A 17,359-nucleotide genomic window follows, 5' to 3' on the forward strand; every position below is an offset into this window, starting at 1 on the left:
AATGAATTCTGAATTTATTTTAATATCTTTCGATATTGAATTGACTGTGCCGAATAATTACCGAAATAACTATTCTGTTGGTCACTCAGTTTTCAATTGAGACTCTAATTTGTTTGCCTCGTTACTTGCTCAATAAAGAACGAAGTAGGTTGGCTGTTAGAACTCAATCTGTACGAGTGCCCACACAGATGATTGCTTTATATTGTTAAAGAACATTTTGAGTCGCTTTAGCGCCTCAAGGGATGCGAATAATACACCCTTTATTTCTCGAGTCAACACTTAGTTTTAAACTTTCTTTTTAGATAATTTAAAACCGAAGTTTTATTTAACTCTCTGAGTAGTTCGTGCCTCGCTATGCGTTGGCGTTTCCCGTCTCAGTGGGGTCGCATTATAGGGAGATTCGAGCGGGGGTCAATGTTTTATTTCAGCTTTTTGACAATTAAATGAATTTAGTATGAAAGCTATACAAACAAAGGGCTGCAGAGCTTTTTTTGCCTATTAAACAACCAATATATGAGCAGTTAAACTATCTGCATAGATAAAACTACAATATTAGGTGCTGTTAGGCTAAGCCAACTACATTTTTTAGTTGGCGTTTAATAAAGTATTACGTATGCAGTTAATTAAAAACTATAATTAAAGCCTGCGTAATAGCGTCGCCCTGAATAGCTTGAGTTAAGTAATCGTGCATCTGTATCATCACCTAAACGCGTTACCGATTCCGACTTAGTTAAATTAATAACAGCAGCTGTTAAGCTTAGCCCTTCATACAAATTAACCGATGCATTAACATCAACTTGCTCGTACGGATCTTGATATACATTTAAACCACTATTAAGGCCTAATACTGTCTCCCCTCGTTTGTTATATGAAGCGCGCACATTAAAAGCGTCACCTTCATAATAAACAGAGGTGTTGTACTGATACTTTGCACTGCCTATTAATGCCGACTGACCAAACTCTTCACCATTTACTGTTACATCTGCTTTATTGGTTTTGTTATAGGTGTAGTTTGCATAAAAACCAAAGCCATTATCAAATGCATGCTGGATAAATACTTCCGCGCCTTTAGATACTGCATCGGTACCATTACCTACAGTACTGTACGGAGCTATATTAATGGTTCCTGCATCTACTATATTATTTTTACCGGCAAAGTTTTGCTCTACATCAATTATCAGTGGCACAACAAAGTTATCTACTTTCTTATGAAAAAGTGCCAATCCAACCGCAGAACCCTTTGCATAATAATACTCAATAGATAAATCAGCTTGCACCGATTCAAATGGCTTCAAGTTTTTATTACCACCACTGCCGCTAAAACCTGACTGTTCATTAAATGCAGCTCTATCATTTGCCCATTCATCCGATACAAACGTAATACGCTGCTGCGCACCTAAATCGCTGTAATCAGGACGAGACATTACTTTTGCTATTGCCCCACGAATAACTAAATCGTCAGTTGCATCCCACGCTATATTAAAGCTTGGTAGTATTTGAGTGTCTTCGTTTTGTTGAGTGACTAATTGATAGTCTTCTACAAAGCGTGCGTCACCAGTTACTGGCTCGCCTGTTTCGTCATTTGTGTGATCTAATTGATAGGTATATAAGTCAGTAGATGAAGTAAGTGTTTTTGTTTGCACAACACGCACGCCCAAATTACCTCTTACTTCACTAAATTCAAAATCGCCTTGTATATAAAAAGCAGATATCTTCTCTTCAATGTCGTAAACAAAGTTATCTTCAATGCGTGTATAAGGTACATAGTTAGCAGTGACCATATCGCGGTATTTGTCCCAGTCGATACTTGGCATTTGGTTTATATCAAAACCCCCTACTATATTACTCTCACTTGTAAATACATTTTGAGCTAATGGCATTCCACCATTCCACTGGTAGCTATCAAAACGAGTAATACCTTGCTCGCTTGCTTCGCCTGCAGCTATATCAAAATTAGGATCTAAAAAGAAGGTATTACCAGTTTCACGATGAAGCGTGGAGTTACGGTATTTAACACCGGTTCTAATTGTTTTTAAAAAGCCCCAATCAACATAAAAATCCACATCAGCCTGGTAGTAATCTTCCTCAAGCTCACTGCGTACAAAACTTGAGTTTGAAGAGCCCGCATCACGACCGCCTCCAATTCCACTTTGCAAGTTAGCTAGTGTATTTGGGTCAATATTAAGTGATACATTATTTTGATTGAGTGACCAGCCAGCCGTTTGAGCAGCATTTTGAATAGCAATGGCGTTTTCGCCCGCGTTTGAACTTTTATATGCAGCTTCCCAACTTTCTTCTGGTCCTCCTTCTGATTTTGTATTACCCACGACAAAACGCGCTTTAAAATTATCGCCTTCATAGGTTAAATTAAAATCAAAAGTATCTGAGGTAGATTCTTCACGTACATAACTGCCGCGCATCCACGGAAACTGCATATCACTTTCAGTTCCGCTTGCCATCGCATCGTATTGTATACCAGTAACAATACTCCCCGACTCATCAAGATTTACATCAGTTAAAAAATCAGGATTTAAAGACCACTCAGGTATATCAATCACAGATTCAGTTCTGTCTTGGCCGAGTGTAAAGCCAAAGTAATTAAATCCAAGCTCTAAACGATTTGTTGGTCGCCACTGTGTACTAACTTGAATTCCTTCGCGCTCACGTTTTTCGTTAAGAACTGAACCTCGCACAACTTGTGGAAACCAAACTCCATCGTAACTGTTGCCGTTTGCATCATTAATAGTATCCCAACCATTATTGTTATTAACTGCGTTACCATTTATATCTGTAGGTTGTCCACCGCCAGTGTAGCGCCATACATTTGCATCAGTTCCTCCCGAAAGTGTCCTGTTTGTTCGTTCCTGATACGTATAGCCAACTAATACACCAAAGTCTTCGTCGTCGTTTTTCCATGAATATAAACCCGTAAACTGTGGTTCGTACTCTTTTGTAACATCAGCGTAAGTACTCTCTACATTAAATACACCCGAGTTTGCATCCATACTCAAAGGCTTTCGGCTATGCATTAATACAGTACCACCAACCCATCCTTCATCTAAGCGTGCCTCTGGCGATTTATAAACCTCTACACTTTCAATCATCGAAGACGGTAACAAAGCATAATCAAACGAACGCGAAGGCTCCCCTGGAGAAGACGCAATAAAATTACCATTAAGCTGTGTAAAAGTTAGCGCCGACGACAAACCACGAATACTGACTGATGAACCTTCCCCACCATCACGCTCAATTACCACACCAGGTACACGCTGAAGAGAGTCCGCAACGTTTTTATCAGGGGATTTTCCAATGTCTTCCGCGGTAATTGCATCAACCACAGAGCCAGACATACGTTTTACATCTAAGTTTTCGGCCATGCTTGAACGGATACCACGTACTTCTATTACTTCTATATCTTTTTTTATTTTTGCTTCCTCGGTTATTTCTGCACTAAATGCATTGGCGCAACCTATCGCGGATAAAATAGAAAGACACAATGTTGATTTTGAAAGTTTAGACAAAGCGTGTACTGAGTTATTATTATAGCTAAGTGCTGTCATAGGAAGTGCTATTCCGTTTAAAGCTGCTTATGTTGATTCAAGCAAGTTAGTTAATCATTCTGCAGCAATCAAATTGACGCAAAGAAAAAAATTTTGCTAATTTTATACAACCAAACTTAATCTTTTATTAACGAGAGCTTAAAATTAGATGAGCTGCTTTCAGGCAACAGTGAATAAAAAGCTCATGTAGACAGCACCTTTAATACCTAAGCTAATATTTATTTTTAAGGTGTATTAGGTAGATTTTCAAAGAATATAGACTAAAGTTATTTAAAGAACTTTATAACTATAAAAAATATTTAACGCAACCCTAAAGAATTAGTTGGTGACAGAGGGAGATATTTACTTTTAATTATCGTATAAATCTAGTCATATGCTAAAACACCACTAAATATAACTGGTTTATATATCGTTGTTTATTCAATATTTTGTATTTTAATACTCGCTTGGATGAATATTCCTAATAAATTAACCTTGAATAGGAGCTTATTTATGAAAAGTAATATTAAATTAATCATTGCTGTATGTTTTATTATTTGGTTTATCAATGACAGCAACGCCCACAGTGCAAAATCTAACTTTGATCTAGATGACAATGGCTTATATGATGACTACGAACGTAAATTGTTACTTGATTTTCTTGGGGGAAAATATCCAGAAATCAACGCTAATTACGACACTAATGATGATGGTAAGGTAACAGTACTAGAGCAAACCACTGGTCGACTTCCATTATCGCTGCGTATTCCCAAACGCGCAATTGATAGCACAACCAAAGTTCCTTGGGCTTTAAACCTTTTTCCTGAGTGGCTTATGTCTGCTTATTTTCAAGAAGACACTGTAATAGGTAATGTAATAAATCATTCTTCTCGCGGAACTATTATAGCTAATGCAACACAAGCAAATCTCTCCCTTCAACCAGCCAAAACAAGAAAAAATAATGGTATTGAATTTACGGAGAATTCTGGGCAATATTTAATAATGCCTGGTCAGCGCGATGCTAGATGGAATTACAGATGGATGCTTTTTACTTTTAGGATCGATGCTAATACAGGTAATAATTCTGAAACGGTTTTATTAGATATTAACCATGGTAAAGGTTCAAATAAGTCATCTCCTAAAATCTGGTATAACAAAACAAACGGTCTAAGTATTCAGTATGTCGGTCTAAATAATAATGGTCTTGATAAACGAATTATGACCACTAAAAATGGCGTGGTCGCAGATGGTAAAACATGGAATGTTATTGTTGCCGGGATCCGCTATGGTCAGATGTTCGCCTCCGTAAATGGTACATTAATATCTAGTGAAACAGTCCAACCAGATCGCTTTTCAGGCGAGTGGATTAGTAATACTTCCTCATACATTGGCGATAAAGATATTGGTAATATGGCTTGGGCATATGATTCATTAGTATTTGGTTTAACTGAACCATCAGAAGCTATGGTTCAAAAAATGACTGGCTGGGCTGCTTATCGTCTTAGTACTAATAAAGCGTTATTTAGTAATGGAATATCTTCAATTGATCTGCCAAACAAGCATCCATATAAAAATATTAGACCTGTAATGGATGCTGAAGACTTCCCTTATCGTTATATTCATAATGAAAAAGAATGGACGGCTTGGGGGAGCTCTATTAATAGCTCTGAAGTACGCATTAATGGTGGTGGGGAACGTGTATCTACAGACGACTTTGAAAGAGTATTTTATGATGACTTTCGTAATAATCGAGTAAAAGCGAGTTTTAGTGGTGAATCTGACCTTTGGTCTGCACCTGGGTTTAATCCGGCAGTTGGCGCGAGTGCTCAGCTGATGCCTCCTAGTGAAACATTTAATGTTTATCCCCATGAAGAAGATGAAAAAAAACAATCTCTTTTGCTACGAAAACAAAACGAAAGATGGAAAGCGAGTGCTTTTTATAGCGTGAATGATCTTGGACATGGATATACTTGGACTGGGCCAAAAATTTTTCGAATTCGTAGTATGCTTCCTAAAATAAACAAAAATGATTTGCCTGGGGGGTTATTTCCAGCATTTTGGTCTTATAATCCTGATTTTTTGTTTTGGCGAACAGCAAACCGCATCGAAGTAGATTGGTTTGAATTCGATGGAAAAAATGGAGCTTGGTTGAACGGGCTTTCTTCTCATTACCACTATGCTCATGTACCAAACATATTTGCAAAAGATGACTCTAGTTATAAAAGTTACAAAGCATATTGGGGAGAACTGACGGAGCAAAAAAGTAAAATTGAAGGTGGTCTTGAATTTTGGGATGGGCAATACCACACCTGGGAATTTGTTATTGATAATGACATGACTTATATAAATGTGACTATTAAAGATGAAGCTGGGAATGAAAAGTGGGTTGAAGTTGGTCGTGTACCAACCGCACCAACTTATCTTGAAAGGCTTGATTTGCAACTTGACTATGCGCTCAGATCTTACGATGGCAATCCGACGAGCGATCAAGAAAGCTTCACCATAGACTCTATTGAAGTACTACAAAAAACATCAAACATAATAAAAATCCCAAAACCCTTTATCAGTAAACCAATTATTACAGGAGAAAAAGTAGTTGGTGGCACCATAATCTGCCAAGCTAATTTACAAGATATTACAGATATTCGTTATTATTGGTTTGCTGATGGTTATCCGTTAACATACACCGCAACTAATACCTACGATATTACGAGTGAAGAATCTGGGAAAGAAATTCGCTGTATGGTAAAAGCGGTTGGCGCACTTAACATGCCAGAAGCTTGGACTGAGAAAGTAGCTATAGCAGAATAATATAGATGATCTATGGGTTATAACGGAGCTTGTATATTTACTTACACAAAATAAACAGCTATTTACTCCGTAATTTAAAATCTACATAGCTCCTTCAGTAAAATTTAACCATTAAAGAACTGCTATTCTTTAATGGTTAAATTTTTCAAACTGGGGATAATTTAATCTCTGTAAAAAGTAGAAATCGCCCCAAAAAAGTTTATACCGCAGCTATTCAGTATTTATATAGTTATAATTTTCTGATCATTTGTTTAAAGCACATATCCACGCTTAGCATCCTTAGTATTGTGCAAAAAAAGTACTTTACTGAAAATTAACTTATATGAGGTCAACAACCAACGAACTTTATACTACTTCTCTAATTTATTAATAACATCAGAGAGTTCTAAGAGTGTAGGCTTTCCACCATAATAATTGGTATCTATGTGATAGCTATTACCCACCCAGAAAGGTGCTTTAGTTGAGTTATGTCCATGTATTGAAAAGTCGACTCCATGACTTTTAACTACCTTATTTTGTTTAACTACTTCGCGATCCCACAATAGAGATTGCACAATCACCGATTTATCATCAGGGTAATTTTCCCAATCCCACGATTGTGCAAATGTATGAGACAACCCAACTTTATAACCGCGATATTCAAGTACTATTGAAAGAGGTTTAGTTAGTAACTCATCGCACATAACATTGAGCTTTTCACTCGATACCGACTTGTGCCAATTGCCACCATTGTCAGTCCATAATTTAAAAGCCGCTTTATCATTACTTAATAATGATTCCAACATTAAATGCTCATGATTACCTAATATCATACATGCCTTAATGGCTTGTAAGTATGTAAATAAGTCATATGTTTTATCCCCGCGATCAACAAAATCGCCTAGGCAAAACAAAGTATCTCTTTCAGGGTTAAAATTTACGTTATTAAGTGCGTTTTTTAAGGCAGGTAAATCACCATCAAGATCGCCAATTACAAATACTCGGCACTCATCATTAATAAATATTGCTTGTTTTGAAGATACAGCCTGAATAGCGTTAATACCTATATGCAAAATAGACTCCTATAGAATGCAATCTAAAACTTAGATTAATACTTGAGTTTATAAAGCCTTAAGGTAACACAATATAATTGATAATTAATGAAGGTAATAAAATTTGATTGAAACTAAAAATGTATGACAGCGGACTTTAACTACAAGCTAAATAAGTAATGTAGATAGTTTTTAGCCAGTAGTAAAAAGCGGCTTAGCAAAATACCTGAACAAGTTATAAGTTCGTTAGCAGCACAAACTTATCAGCCAGCTCATCTAAACTTTCACGCTTATTAGGATCGGGCTTTATACAGTCAATTGGACATACACTTACACAAGTAGGTTTATCATAATGCCCTACACACTCAGTACATTTATTAGCATCTATTTGGTATATCTTCGCGCCCATATAAATAGCCTCATTAGGGCACTCTGGGTCACACATATCGCAGTTAATGCATTTACTATTTATGAGTAGAGCCACTTTTTAGCCTTTCTAATTAAAGTCCTATAAAACAAAAAATGAAAAAATAGAGCATTTACTGCTTTATTTTAAATTATATGATTAACAGCGTTAGATTATGCATTTTATTGACTTTTTCTTTGTTGATCTTTATCAATAAAAACTTCTGGCTTCTCTAATGAAATTTTAAAGCGTCGCTGTTAATATTGTCTACATCCTAAACAATAAAGTAGTTCTGATGGCAGCTAGTTATTCTCTCGATGATTTACGTTACTTTTGCACCATAGTAAAATTAGGTAGCTTTAAAAAAGCATCAATAAGCCTTGATATGTCACTATCAACTTTAAGCCGTAGAATACGTTTATTAGAGCAAGCACTTCAATTAACGTTACTAAATCGAGATGCCCATCGAGTTACACTTACGCATACTGGCGAGTTATATTACGATCGCTATCGTAAACTGTTCGATGAAGTAGAGTGTATAGAGCAAGCACTTTGTGATGAGAAAGACCAACCTAAAGGGAAAATTAGGATCTGCGCACCCATTTACATGGGTAAACATTTTTTAAGTGCTATTTTTTGTAATTTTTTACTGCAGTATCCCGATATTCAACTAGATTTACGCTTTTCAAATAACCTTATTGATATTGAAAAAGAAGGGATTGATATAGCGTTTAGAGTAAGAAATCCTGCCATTGATAATTGGGTTATTAGGGAGCTTAAGCTTACTCACAATATATTATGTACTCACTTAAATCATGATTATCAATCCATCACTCATCCTAAGCAATTAGAAGATCACCCAAAAGTTACGTGCGTTGGGTTGGTACCGTGGCAATTAAAAAATCAGCACACGAACGAGGAATATAGCTTCAACCCAAACACACATGTTCGATTGGAAGTTGATGAAATTCAAATGATGAAACAAGCCGTTGAGTCTGGCGTAGGTATTAGCTACATTCCTGATTATATAGCATTACCACTTATTGAAGCCGGAAAGCTTAAACACATTCTTCCTGACTGGCAAAGTAAAGGGCAGCCATTTTCTATGCTTTATCGCGACAGAAAACAAATCCCTTATCGAGTGCGATTACTTATAGAGCATACACTGCAACACTTCACTAAAATGTAGCAGTGTAGGCTTTTCACAGCAAAGTAATTAAGCTAATTCATCTTTCAAAAACTAAGCCTTAGTACAATTACACCTAAAAATGCCGTTGTTAATCCTATAACTTCTTGGCGTGTAAAAGACTCTTTTAGAATGATGCGTGAATACAACAAAATAATTAAAATATTCATACCTGAAATCGCTGAAACTAGCCCTGTATTACCAATAGCAAAAGCCGATATTATTGCAACCATGCCAGCTACATTTGTTAAACCAATAAGTAACCCGCACGAAAATGTTTTACCGGCAGACCAATACGCTTGAGAAGAGCCTTGCTCTGCTAGCATTTTTTTACGCTTTACTAACCAACTAACGGCAAAAAGAAAGCTACCAAAACCAAACATAGACGTTAAAGTTGCAAACGTATCCGCCTCAAGAAGCGTTGATTGCTTACCCATTAAATCATTAAATGCAAAAGACAGTGCCGCGAGTAATCCCCATTGCGCGCCTTGTAAATTACTTAATGAGATATCGCTGGAGTAGCGAATAATATAAAGGCCGCCAAAAATAATAAAAAAGCCGATTAATTGAATAACAGTTAAGGTTTCTTGCCATAATAAAAAGGCAAATAAAAGTACAAATAAAGGCGTTAACCCCGACAGGATGCTAATTAAAGACGCTTTCCCAACCGAAAACCCTTTGTGCAAAAACCCATTAGCCGCAAAAGATCCAAAACCTAAAGCGAGCCCAACCGTAATATCAGCCCAGCCGTACCATGTGTGCTCAAACACCACAGTACCTAGCGCACTAATTATAAATCCCACAAAAAAAACACCGAATAATAATAGATTACGATTAATCTTTTTTTGTGAAGTCCATTGGTACATTATTCCTCGCGCACCAAAAAAAACAGTGGCGAGTAATGCAAAAATTATCCACATATAAATGAGACCCTTTATAATTTACTTTGATAAACCCGAATAAAAAGTGGTTATTTAACATTGTTGAATGCAATGACTATTACATAAAGGTTCTGCTGTAAAACACGTAGCCACTACAAAAGCGTTACCCGATACCTAGCTTCTACTCTATAAAATAAGCAGCTTAGACTTCACATAATAAAATACTAGCCACACAATTACACTTTAATAAACAACAACACCAGTATATTTAATCTATAAATATTATAAATAGGCATAAGTGGCACTATAGATCCCATAAATAGCACTTAACTATTTAGTCGCTCAACTTCAATCACATAGTGAGCAACTAACACACAGAAATAACAACAATTTAGTGGAAAAAAACGAATTTATAAAAACATAAAAAACAGTTTTAAACTGTCATTTTATCGCCAATATATTTTTAACCTAAAACTCAATTGACTTTATTTTTAAACTCAATATGATTGATTTAAACAAAGAGGATAATATGTTTACTTTAATCACATACCTGCTAAAAACAAATACCACCTTCGGAATTTAAGCCGAGTGTAACCCTTACACTCGGCAGTTACACTGTACCTTTATATATTTAAATTCGATTTAGTTTTTGTGGGGATTAGTCCGTGCTTTCTTTTCTGTTCGAGCGTAAAAAATCTTTCCTGTCTAAAAATGACTTCACAGACTCAGCGGTACTATCACAACCGCTGAAGCTTGCGTATTTACTACAAGAAGTCGAGTATTCACAGCGGCCTTGGTCAAAATTCAATCCGCATGTACAAATTAATAGCACGGTGGTTATTAAAAATATAACCACCGGTTCTAAGCGCCGTATAACTTTAGTGCCTCCAAACCAACGAAGGCACTTTATTAATGACGTATCATTTCACTCTCCTCTTGGGGTCGCTCTTTTAGGGCATAAAATAAATCATATTATTGAATATAAAGAAGCTGGGGAATCCCACCTTTGGGAAATAATAGCCATTAATATTAAGGAGGAAATATAGAGTAAATTATTTCAATTTTTATTTATTAATTTTATATATTTAATTGGAGTTATTTGTAATGAGTAAAGAAAAACCTAAAAAACATGCAAGCAAAACATTAAAACAAAAACGTAAAGAGCGAAGAGATAAGCTAAAGCAACTTGAAAAATAATCAATATTATTTTAAATAAAGTCGTAAACTCGGGGTTTTATAACCCCGAGTTTTTTGAAAAAACTATATTCAGCTGTAGCTAAACAGCTTGTTTAAATGGATTACGAGTATCTTGGTGTTCCTCAAGATTACGCATTAAAATAGCGTGCGCTAAGTTAATGCCTTCATTTAGCGGTATTTTTACAATGTGACCAGAGCCTTTAGCATCGCTAATAGTTTCCCCCTTTTTGTTTTCCATATATTCAAGCTTAAAAGTAATGTTACCTTGTGGTGTCATAAGCTCTAAGGAGTGACCTGTACAAAATTTATTTTTAACGTCTATTTCAACTAATCCATTTTCGCAGCGCTCAAGTACTTCTCCCACAAATTGCTGCTTAGTTGATACCGAATGACCGTATTCATAATTTTGATAATCTTGATGGGCATGGCGTTTTAAAAAGCCTTCGGTATAACCACGATGCGCTAGATTTTCGAGTGTTTTAAATAAGTTAGTATCAAATGGTTTACCCGAAGCTGCGTCGTCTATTGCTTTGCGATAAACTTGTGCTGTGCGCGCTACATAATAAAATGACTTAGTACGCCCTTCTATTTTTAAACTATGTACACCCATTTTTGTTAACTGCTCTACATATTGCACAGCGCGTAAATCTTTTGAGTTCATAATATACGTGCCGTGTTCATCCTCAAACGCAGGCATATACTCACCAGGGCGACCTTGTTCCTCTAGCATAAATACATCTTTGCTTGGCGCGCCTTCACCTAGTGTTGGAATCACCTGTTTGGGGTCAATTTTATGCACCATTTCGCCGGTTTCGTTCTCAACACCAGGTTTTACATCGTAATCCCAACGACATGCATTAGTACACGTCCCTTGATTTGGATCGCGCTTGTTTATATAACCAGAGAGTAAACAACGCCCCGAATATGCCATACAAAGCGCACCATGTACAAACACTTCAAGTTCGGTGTCTGGGCAGAGTGTGCGTATTTCGGTTATTTCTTCGAGCGACAGCTCCCGCGATAAAATAACACGTTCAATCCCCTGTTTTGCCCAAAATTGCACGCTTGCGTAGTTAACTGCATTTGCCTGCACTGATAGATGAACCGGCATAGTCGGCCATTTTTCACGAACCAGCATAATTAAACCAGGGTCTGACATAATTAGCGCATCGGGTTTCATCGCAATAACCGGTTCTATATCACGTAAATACGATTTAACTTTAGCGTTGTGCGGTGCAATATTAGACACCACATAAAACTTTTTATTTTGCGCATGCGCTTCACTAATTCCTACTTGCAGAGTGTCTAGGTCAAACTCATTATTGCGCACACGCAAACTATAGCGAGGCTGCCCTGCATAAACCGCATCTGCGCCATAAGCAAAAGCGTAGCGCATGTTTTTTAAACTGCCTGCGGGGCATAGTAATTCAGGAATAAAAGGCATTGAAGAAATAACGGGTGACATGTGCGCTCCATATATCAAACTGGGTTTAAGCCAGTTGCATAAGTAGTTAACCTGAACTCTGAAAAATAAATCTATCCCAAGCAGAATTCAGATTAGTCATTAACAAATAAGTAAACAGAAGCGCGGCAGTATAAATGCGGTCAATAATTTGCGTTTGATCGAGATCACAAAACGGCAACCAAACTGGTTTTTAATAAAATTAGGATTTTTCACTTAAAACGCGTATAATTCGCGCCCGTTAATATTCACACTTTTACTTAAAATTATTGGAGCATAAAGATGGCTTTAGAACGTACTTTTTCAATCGTAAAACCTGATGCAGTTGCTAAAAACCACATTGGCGCTATCTACAACCGTTTCGAATCTGCTGGCCTTAAAATCGTTGCAGCTAAAATGGTTCACCTTTCACAAGAGAAAGCTGAAGGTTTCTACGCTGAACATAGCGAACGTCCTTTCTTCGGTGCTTTAGTATCTTTCATGACATCTGGTCCAGTAATGGTTACAGTTCTTGAAGGCGAAAACGCTGTTCTTAAAAACCGTGAAATCATGGGTGCTACTAACCCTGCTGAAGCACTAGCTGGTACTTTACGTGCAGACTACGCTGATAGCATCGACGAAAATGCTGTTCACGGTTCTGACGCTGTTGAATCTGCTGCTCGCGAAATCGCGTACTTCTTCGCTGACGAAGAGCTTTGTTCACGTACTCGTTAATTCGAATTCGTTAACATATTGAAAAGGGCTTTCGGGCCCTTTTTTAGTCATTACGTAAAGTATTAATCAGAAACTCATGATGTTTTACTTAATGATTAAAGTGAGTGAATTGTGTACAATTCGTCCTCGTAAATTTTATCTCCACCGTCACCGATTGAGGTTGTTTCATGACCGAGCAAAAAAAGATTAACTTATTAGATTTAAACCGAGAAGCAATGCGCGAGCTATTTGCATCGTTCGGTGAAAAGCCGTTTCGTAGTGACCAGGTGATGAAATGGATTTATCATTTTGGCGTAGATAACTTCGACGATATGAGCAACGTAAACAAAAAGCTTAAAGAAAAACTTAAAGCTGAGTGCGAAATTGTAGCGCCAGAAATTACTGTGCGCCAACAAGCGAGCGACGGTACTATTAAGTACGCGCTTATTCTTGAAGGCGGCCAAGAAGTAGAAGCCGTTTGGATCCCTGAAAAAGAGCGCGCTACGTTATGTGTATCATCACAAGTGGGTTGTGCTCTTGAATGTACTTTTTGTTCTACTGCTCAACAAGGCTTTAACCGTAACTTAAAAGTATCTGAAATTATTGGTCAAGTTTGGCGTGTAGCTAAAGATATAGGCCTTGATGGTCATAGCGAAAAGCGCCCAGTAACTAACGTTGTAATGATGGGTATGGGCGAGCCTTTACTTAATCTTAAAAACGTAGTGCCAGCAATGGAACTAATGATGGACGATTGGGGCTTTGGTTTATCTAAGCGCCGCGTAACATTAAGTACTTCAGGCGTTGTACCTGCTCTTGATTTACTAAAAGAGAAAATTGACGTAGCACTGGCTATTTCACTTCACGCACCCGATAACGCACTGCGTGACATTTTAGTGCCAGTTAATAAAAAGTACCCTATTGAAGAATTTTTAGCCTCGTGTCGTCGTTATATCGATGGCTCAAAAGCAAATAAAGATGTAACGGTTGAATACGTGATGCTTAACGGTATTAACGACAGCACCGATCAGGCGCATGCATTAGTGCAAACGTTAAAAGGCACACCTTGTAAGGTAAACCTTATTCCGTTTAACCCGTTCCCGGGTAATGAATACACGCGCTCAAGCAATAGCCGTATTGACCGTTTTTCAAAAGTATTACAAGCAGCAGGCGTTACCTGTATTGTTCGTCGTACTCGCGGGGACGATATTGACGCCGCTTGCGGACAGTTAGTAGGTGATGTAGTTGACCGTACTAAACGTTTAGCTAAAAAGAAAATGCGTGACGATAACGCAATTAGCGTTAATATCCACCAAGCATAATCTGTAACCACCCTATGTTAATTAGTCATGTAGGGTGGTTAAGTTGTTTATTTTTAAATAAATGATGCAACAACAAAGGTTTTAGGTAAGATAGGCGCCATGGACTAAAAATAAAGAGATAAGGTAATGCGATCTATACTTGCTATAACACTATCAACACTTGCCTTAAGTGGCTGTGTTAGCGAAAGTAGTTATAACGGCAGTAATAAGCCCGTCGTCGAAAATAAAATTAATAATACTGGCGCAGCACGAACACGAATTGCTTTAGCCCTACAGTATTTAAAAACGGGTAATAACTCTCAAGCCAAATACAATTTAGAACGTGCAGCTGCATTTGCTCCTGACCTACCTGAAGTACATTACTCTCTTGCTTATTACTATCAACAAGTAGGCGAAAACCCGCTAGCTGATAAAGCCTACCAAAAAGCACTCGAAATAAAGCCTGACGATCCTAATACCCTTAATAACTACGGCGTGTTTTTATGTGGTATTGATGAATACGATCGTGCAACTGATCAATTTTTAAAAGCCATTGAAGTACCAAGTTATATTCGCGTTGCCGAAAGTTACGAAAATTTAGCCTTGTGTGCTATTGAATTTGATGATTTTGAAAATGCAGAAAGTTACTTTCAACAGGCACTTAATCACAGCTCTCAGCGTACATCTACGTTAATTAGTTTAGCAGCGCTGTATTACGCAAAAAGTGACTTATACAAAGCCAGTGAACTTTTAAAACGCTACGAAAGCACAGGTCGAGTATCTTCTCGCGCATTAATGCTTAGCTACCTTGTAAAAAACAGAATGGGCAGAATAGAAGAGGCTGAAAAAATTTCCAGCACTATTTTACAAACTTACTCTAGCAGTAACGAAGCCTATGCATTAAAAGAGAAAAGAACACGTTTTAATGAGTTTGAAATACTGCGAGAAAAATACCGCAAAGCGCAGTTAAAAGAACTAAAAAATGACGAAAGCGGCGCGCACGTTAGTTCAAAACCAAAAATAAAAGTAATCAGAAAGAAACGTTCACCACAAGACGGTTCAACAAGCTTGGTAACAAACAACGAACAAAAAACAGATAAAAAGATCGCAACAGCAAATAACCAAGATGTAAATCCAGTTATAGTAAGAGAAAAGCAAGCTAAGGCGGTACAAAACACGGCCAGTAAGCAAGCCGATGAAACAGCCGTAATAGCAAAACAAATAACAACTCAAAAAGAAGAAGTTCCTAAAGTCGTAGCGCCAAGCAAACCTACCGATACATCGGCTGTTATGCTTGCACTTACTACTGAGCACGACTCTGCAGATTCCGTAGTAGCTGCACCTAAAAAAGCTAAGCCCGTTTACGAACCTCAAAAAGAAGCTATAGCAGCAAAGCAACCAACTAAAGCTGATGACGAAGTTACAATAATTTCGTTTGGCGCACCTAAAACAGGCCAGTTTAATTCGCAGCAAACTAGTAACTATAGTAATTCAGTTCCTGCAGTTACCGCTCAAAAAAATAATAGTGACGTGGTATTCTACGAAGCGACTAAAAATACAACTGTATTTGAAAATAGCAGCTATCAAAATGATGCAGATATTGAATTTAAAAGTTACGAAGCAGTACAAAAAACAGAGCTCCCAATGCTTAACCCTAAAGTATCGCCTTTACGCGTGCCATTTCACGTAATTGCTGTTGGCGAAAACCTATTTAGCATTTCGGTGCGATACAATGTTAAACTACAAAAGCTCCTGCAATGGAATGGTCTAAAAGAGTCGGATCGGGTAATGAATGGAAGTAAAATATACCTAAACGATCCAAATATTTATTACGAAATTAAAGCTGGTGATTCCCTTTACGATATAGCTACCCAGCGGCATGTATTAATTGATGAATTAATGCGATGGAATAAATTAAGTCCTGATATAGCACTAAAACCAGGGCACAAACTTTTACTAGTGGATCCAGACTCATACACATTATGAATGAAGAAAATACGCAAACACAGAGCGAACAGCCAACTGTAGGCCAAATATTAAAAAATCACAGAGAACAAGCGAACGTTAGCATAGCGACTATTGCTGCACCGTTAAAGCTGTCTGAACTTCAAATTAAACGCCTTGAAAATGATGAATTTACATTACTCGGCCCTATTACTTTTGTTAAAGGCTATATAAAAAACTATTGCCGTGAATTAAAAGTAGATAGCGCACCTATATTAGCAATGATGCCAGCCCCACCGGAGCCGGCTAAACCCGCTAATATGCAGAGTTTTTCACGCCGTACAGAAAAAGAAGCAAACGACAGTCGTTTAATGTTTTTTAGCTATTTAATTTTAGCGATTGTTATTGGCTCATCTGCTTTATGGTTTTGGCAAAACGCGACACCTATTGAAGAGCAAACGAGTAACATAAACGTTGCCAACTCAAAAATGAGCGAGCGCCAAGCCGCTCAACCCAGTATTTCAGAGCAACAGCAACAAGCCGAAATTGACGATGAATCATTATTAGAATCACAAAGCACGTCTAGTGAAACATCAACAAGCCCAGAAATAGTTAAAGAAACGGCTCCTATTGCTTCTAACAATGCAAGCCAAGAAGATGCTAGCAGCACAATTGTCATGAACTTTAATGGCGAAAGTTGGGTTGAAATTTACGACGGCGAAGGCGAAAAAATAGCATTCGGCGTTAAAAAAGCAGGCTATATTATGACCGTAAGCGGTACGCCTCCTTTTTCAGTTGTGCTTGGTAAGCATGACGCTGTAGACATTACTTTAAACGGTGAACCTGTAGATGTTTCTGCATTTCCTCAAAACCGTTTAGCCAAATTTACATTACCACTAGCAGAGTAGTCG

General features: G+C 37.5%; 12 protein-coding genes. 7 read left to right on the forward strand and 5 right to left on the reverse strand.

The window, feature by feature from the left end; genetic code table 11:
- Window positions 1-623: 623 nt before the first annotated feature.
- Window positions 624-3,560, reverse strand: a complete 2,937-nt coding sequence (locus tag I6F47_RS13865; RefSeq protein ID WP_197184031.1) for a TonB-dependent receptor — start codon at window positions 3,558-3,560, stop codon at window positions 624-626.
- Between the two features lie 492 nt (window positions 3,561-4,052).
- On the opposite strand from I6F47_RS13865, the gene I6F47_RS13870 reads away from it, so the two are divergent.
- Window positions 4,053-6,350 carry a hypothetical protein gene (locus I6F47_RS13870; protein ID WP_197184032.1) on the forward strand — a complete coding sequence of 766 codons (2,298 nt, stop codon included), beginning with the start codon at window positions 4,053-4,055 and terminating at the stop codon, window positions 6,348-6,350.
- A 350-nt stretch (window positions 6,351-6,700) separates the two neighbouring features.
- Here the strand turns inward: I6F47_RS13870 and I6F47_RS13875 are convergent, their stop codons facing one another.
- On the reverse strand, window positions 6,701-7,402 hold the full coding sequence (locus I6F47_RS13875; RefSeq protein WP_197184033.1) for a metallophosphoesterase: 702 nt from the start codon (window positions 7,400-7,402) through the stop codon (window positions 6,701-6,703).
- 214 nt (window positions 7,403-7,616) lie between these two features.
- Window positions 7,617-7,865 (reverse strand): YfhL family 4Fe-4S dicluster ferredoxin, encoded by a 249-nt coding sequence (locus I6F47_RS13880; protein WP_010554958.1) that lies wholly within the window; start codon window positions 7,863-7,865, stop codon window positions 7,617-7,619.
- 217 nt (window positions 7,866-8,082) lie between these two features.
- Here I6F47_RS13880 and I6F47_RS13885 point away from each other — a divergent pair, with 217 nt between their 5' ends.
- Complete coding sequence (locus tag I6F47_RS13885; protein WP_197184034.1) at window positions 8,083-8,976, forward strand: LysR family transcriptional regulator; 894 nt, start codon at window positions 8,083-8,085, stop codon at window positions 8,974-8,976.
- A gap of 44 nt (window positions 8,977-9,020) precedes the next feature.
- On the opposite strand, the gene I6F47_RS13890 is transcribed toward I6F47_RS13885, so the two are convergent.
- Window positions 9,021-9,893, reverse strand: coding sequence for a DMT family transporter (locus I6F47_RS13890; RefSeq protein ID WP_024591184.1), 873 nt, complete (start codon window positions 9,891-9,893; stop codon window positions 9,021-9,023).
- A gap of 626 nt (window positions 9,894-10,519) precedes the next feature.
- Between I6F47_RS13890 and I6F47_RS13895 the strand changes: the two genes are divergently transcribed.
- On the forward strand, window positions 10,520-10,900 hold the full coding sequence (locus I6F47_RS13895; protein WP_197184035.1) for a GreA/GreB family elongation factor: 381 nt from the start codon (window positions 10,520-10,522) through the stop codon (window positions 10,898-10,900).
- A gap of 230 nt (window positions 10,901-11,130) precedes the next feature.
- Here the strand turns inward: I6F47_RS13895 and trhP are convergent, their stop codons facing one another.
- Window positions 11,131-12,516, reverse strand: coding sequence for a prephenate-dependent tRNA uridine(34) hydroxylase TrhP (gene trhP / locus I6F47_RS13900; protein ID WP_197184036.1), 1,386 nt, complete (start codon window positions 12,514-12,516; stop codon window positions 11,131-11,133).
- A gap of 279 nt (window positions 12,517-12,795) precedes the next feature.
- Here trhP and ndk point away from each other — a divergent pair, with 279 nt between their 5' ends.
- The 4 genes from ndk (at window position 12,796) to I6F47_RS13920 (ending at window position 17,356) form a co-directional block, all read left to right on the forward strand.
- Entirely contained in the window at window positions 12,796-13,227 is a 432-nt protein-coding gene (ndk, locus tag I6F47_RS13905) for a nucleoside-diphosphate kinase (RefSeq protein WP_007377442.1), read from the forward strand.
- 167 nt (window positions 13,228-13,394) lie between these two features.
- Complete coding sequence (locus I6F47_RS13910; RefSeq protein ID WP_007583420.1) at window positions 13,395-14,525, forward strand: bifunctional tRNA (adenosine(37)-C2)-methyltransferase TrmG/ribosomal RNA large subunit methyltransferase RlmN; 1,131 nt, start codon at window positions 13,395-13,397, stop codon at window positions 14,523-14,525.
- Between the two features lie 126 nt (window positions 14,526-14,651).
- A complete protein-coding gene (pilW, locus tag I6F47_RS13915; RefSeq protein ID WP_197184037.1) occupies window positions 14,652-16,490 on the forward strand; it encodes a type IV pilus biogenesis/stability protein PilW in 1,839 nt (612 codons plus the stop codon).
- Window positions 16,487-17,356, forward strand: coding sequence for a RodZ domain-containing protein (locus I6F47_RS13920; protein WP_024591180.1), 870 nt, complete (start codon window positions 16,487-16,489; stop codon window positions 17,354-17,356). Before pilW ends, I6F47_RS13920 begins: the two co-directional genes overlap by 4 nt.
- The last annotated feature ends 3 nt before the right edge of the window (window positions 17,357-17,359 follow it).

The sequence above is a fragment of the Pseudoalteromonas sp. NZS37 genome (assembly GCF_015864265.1).
In the GTDB taxonomy this organism is placed as follows: Bacteria; Pseudomonadota; Gammaproteobacteria; order Enterobacterales; family Alteromonadaceae; genus Pseudoalteromonas; species Pseudoalteromonas arctica.

What these genes read in the sequence shown, in the direction of transcription:
- I6F47_RS13865 (WP_197184031.1), bottom strand. Translation starts at nt 3,560, where the DNA reads ATGACAGCACTTAGCTATAATAATAACTCAGTACACGCTTTGTCTAAA.
- I6F47_RS13870 (WP_197184032.1), top strand. Translation starts at nt 4,053, where the DNA reads ATGAAAAGTAATATTAAATTAATCATTGCTGTATGTTTTATTATTTGG.
- I6F47_RS13885 (WP_197184034.1), top strand. Translation starts at nt 8,083, where the DNA reads ATGGCAGCTAGTTATTCTCTCGATGATTTACGTTACTTTTGCACCATA.
- I6F47_RS13890 (WP_024591184.1), bottom strand. Translation starts at nt 9,893, where the DNA reads ATGTGGATAATTTTTGCATTACTCGCCACTGTTTTTTTTGGTGCGCGA.
- trhP (WP_197184036.1), bottom strand. Translation starts at nt 12,516, where the DNA reads ATGTCACCCGTTATTTCTTCAATGCCTTTTATTCCTGAATTACTATGC.
- ndk (WP_007377442.1), top strand. Translation starts at nt 12,796, where the DNA reads ATGGCTTTAGAACGTACTTTTTCAATCGTAAAACCTGATGCAGTTGCT.
- I6F47_RS13910 (WP_007583420.1), top strand. Translation starts at nt 13,395, where the DNA reads ATGACCGAGCAAAAAAAGATTAACTTATTAGATTTAAACCGAGAAGCA.
- pilW (WP_197184037.1), top strand. Translation starts at nt 14,652, where the DNA reads ATGCGATCTATACTTGCTATAACACTATCAACACTTGCCTTAAGTGGC.
- I6F47_RS13920 (WP_024591180.1), top strand. Translation starts at nt 16,487, where the DNA reads ATGAATGAAGAAAATACGCAAACACAGAGCGAACAGCCAACTGTAGGC.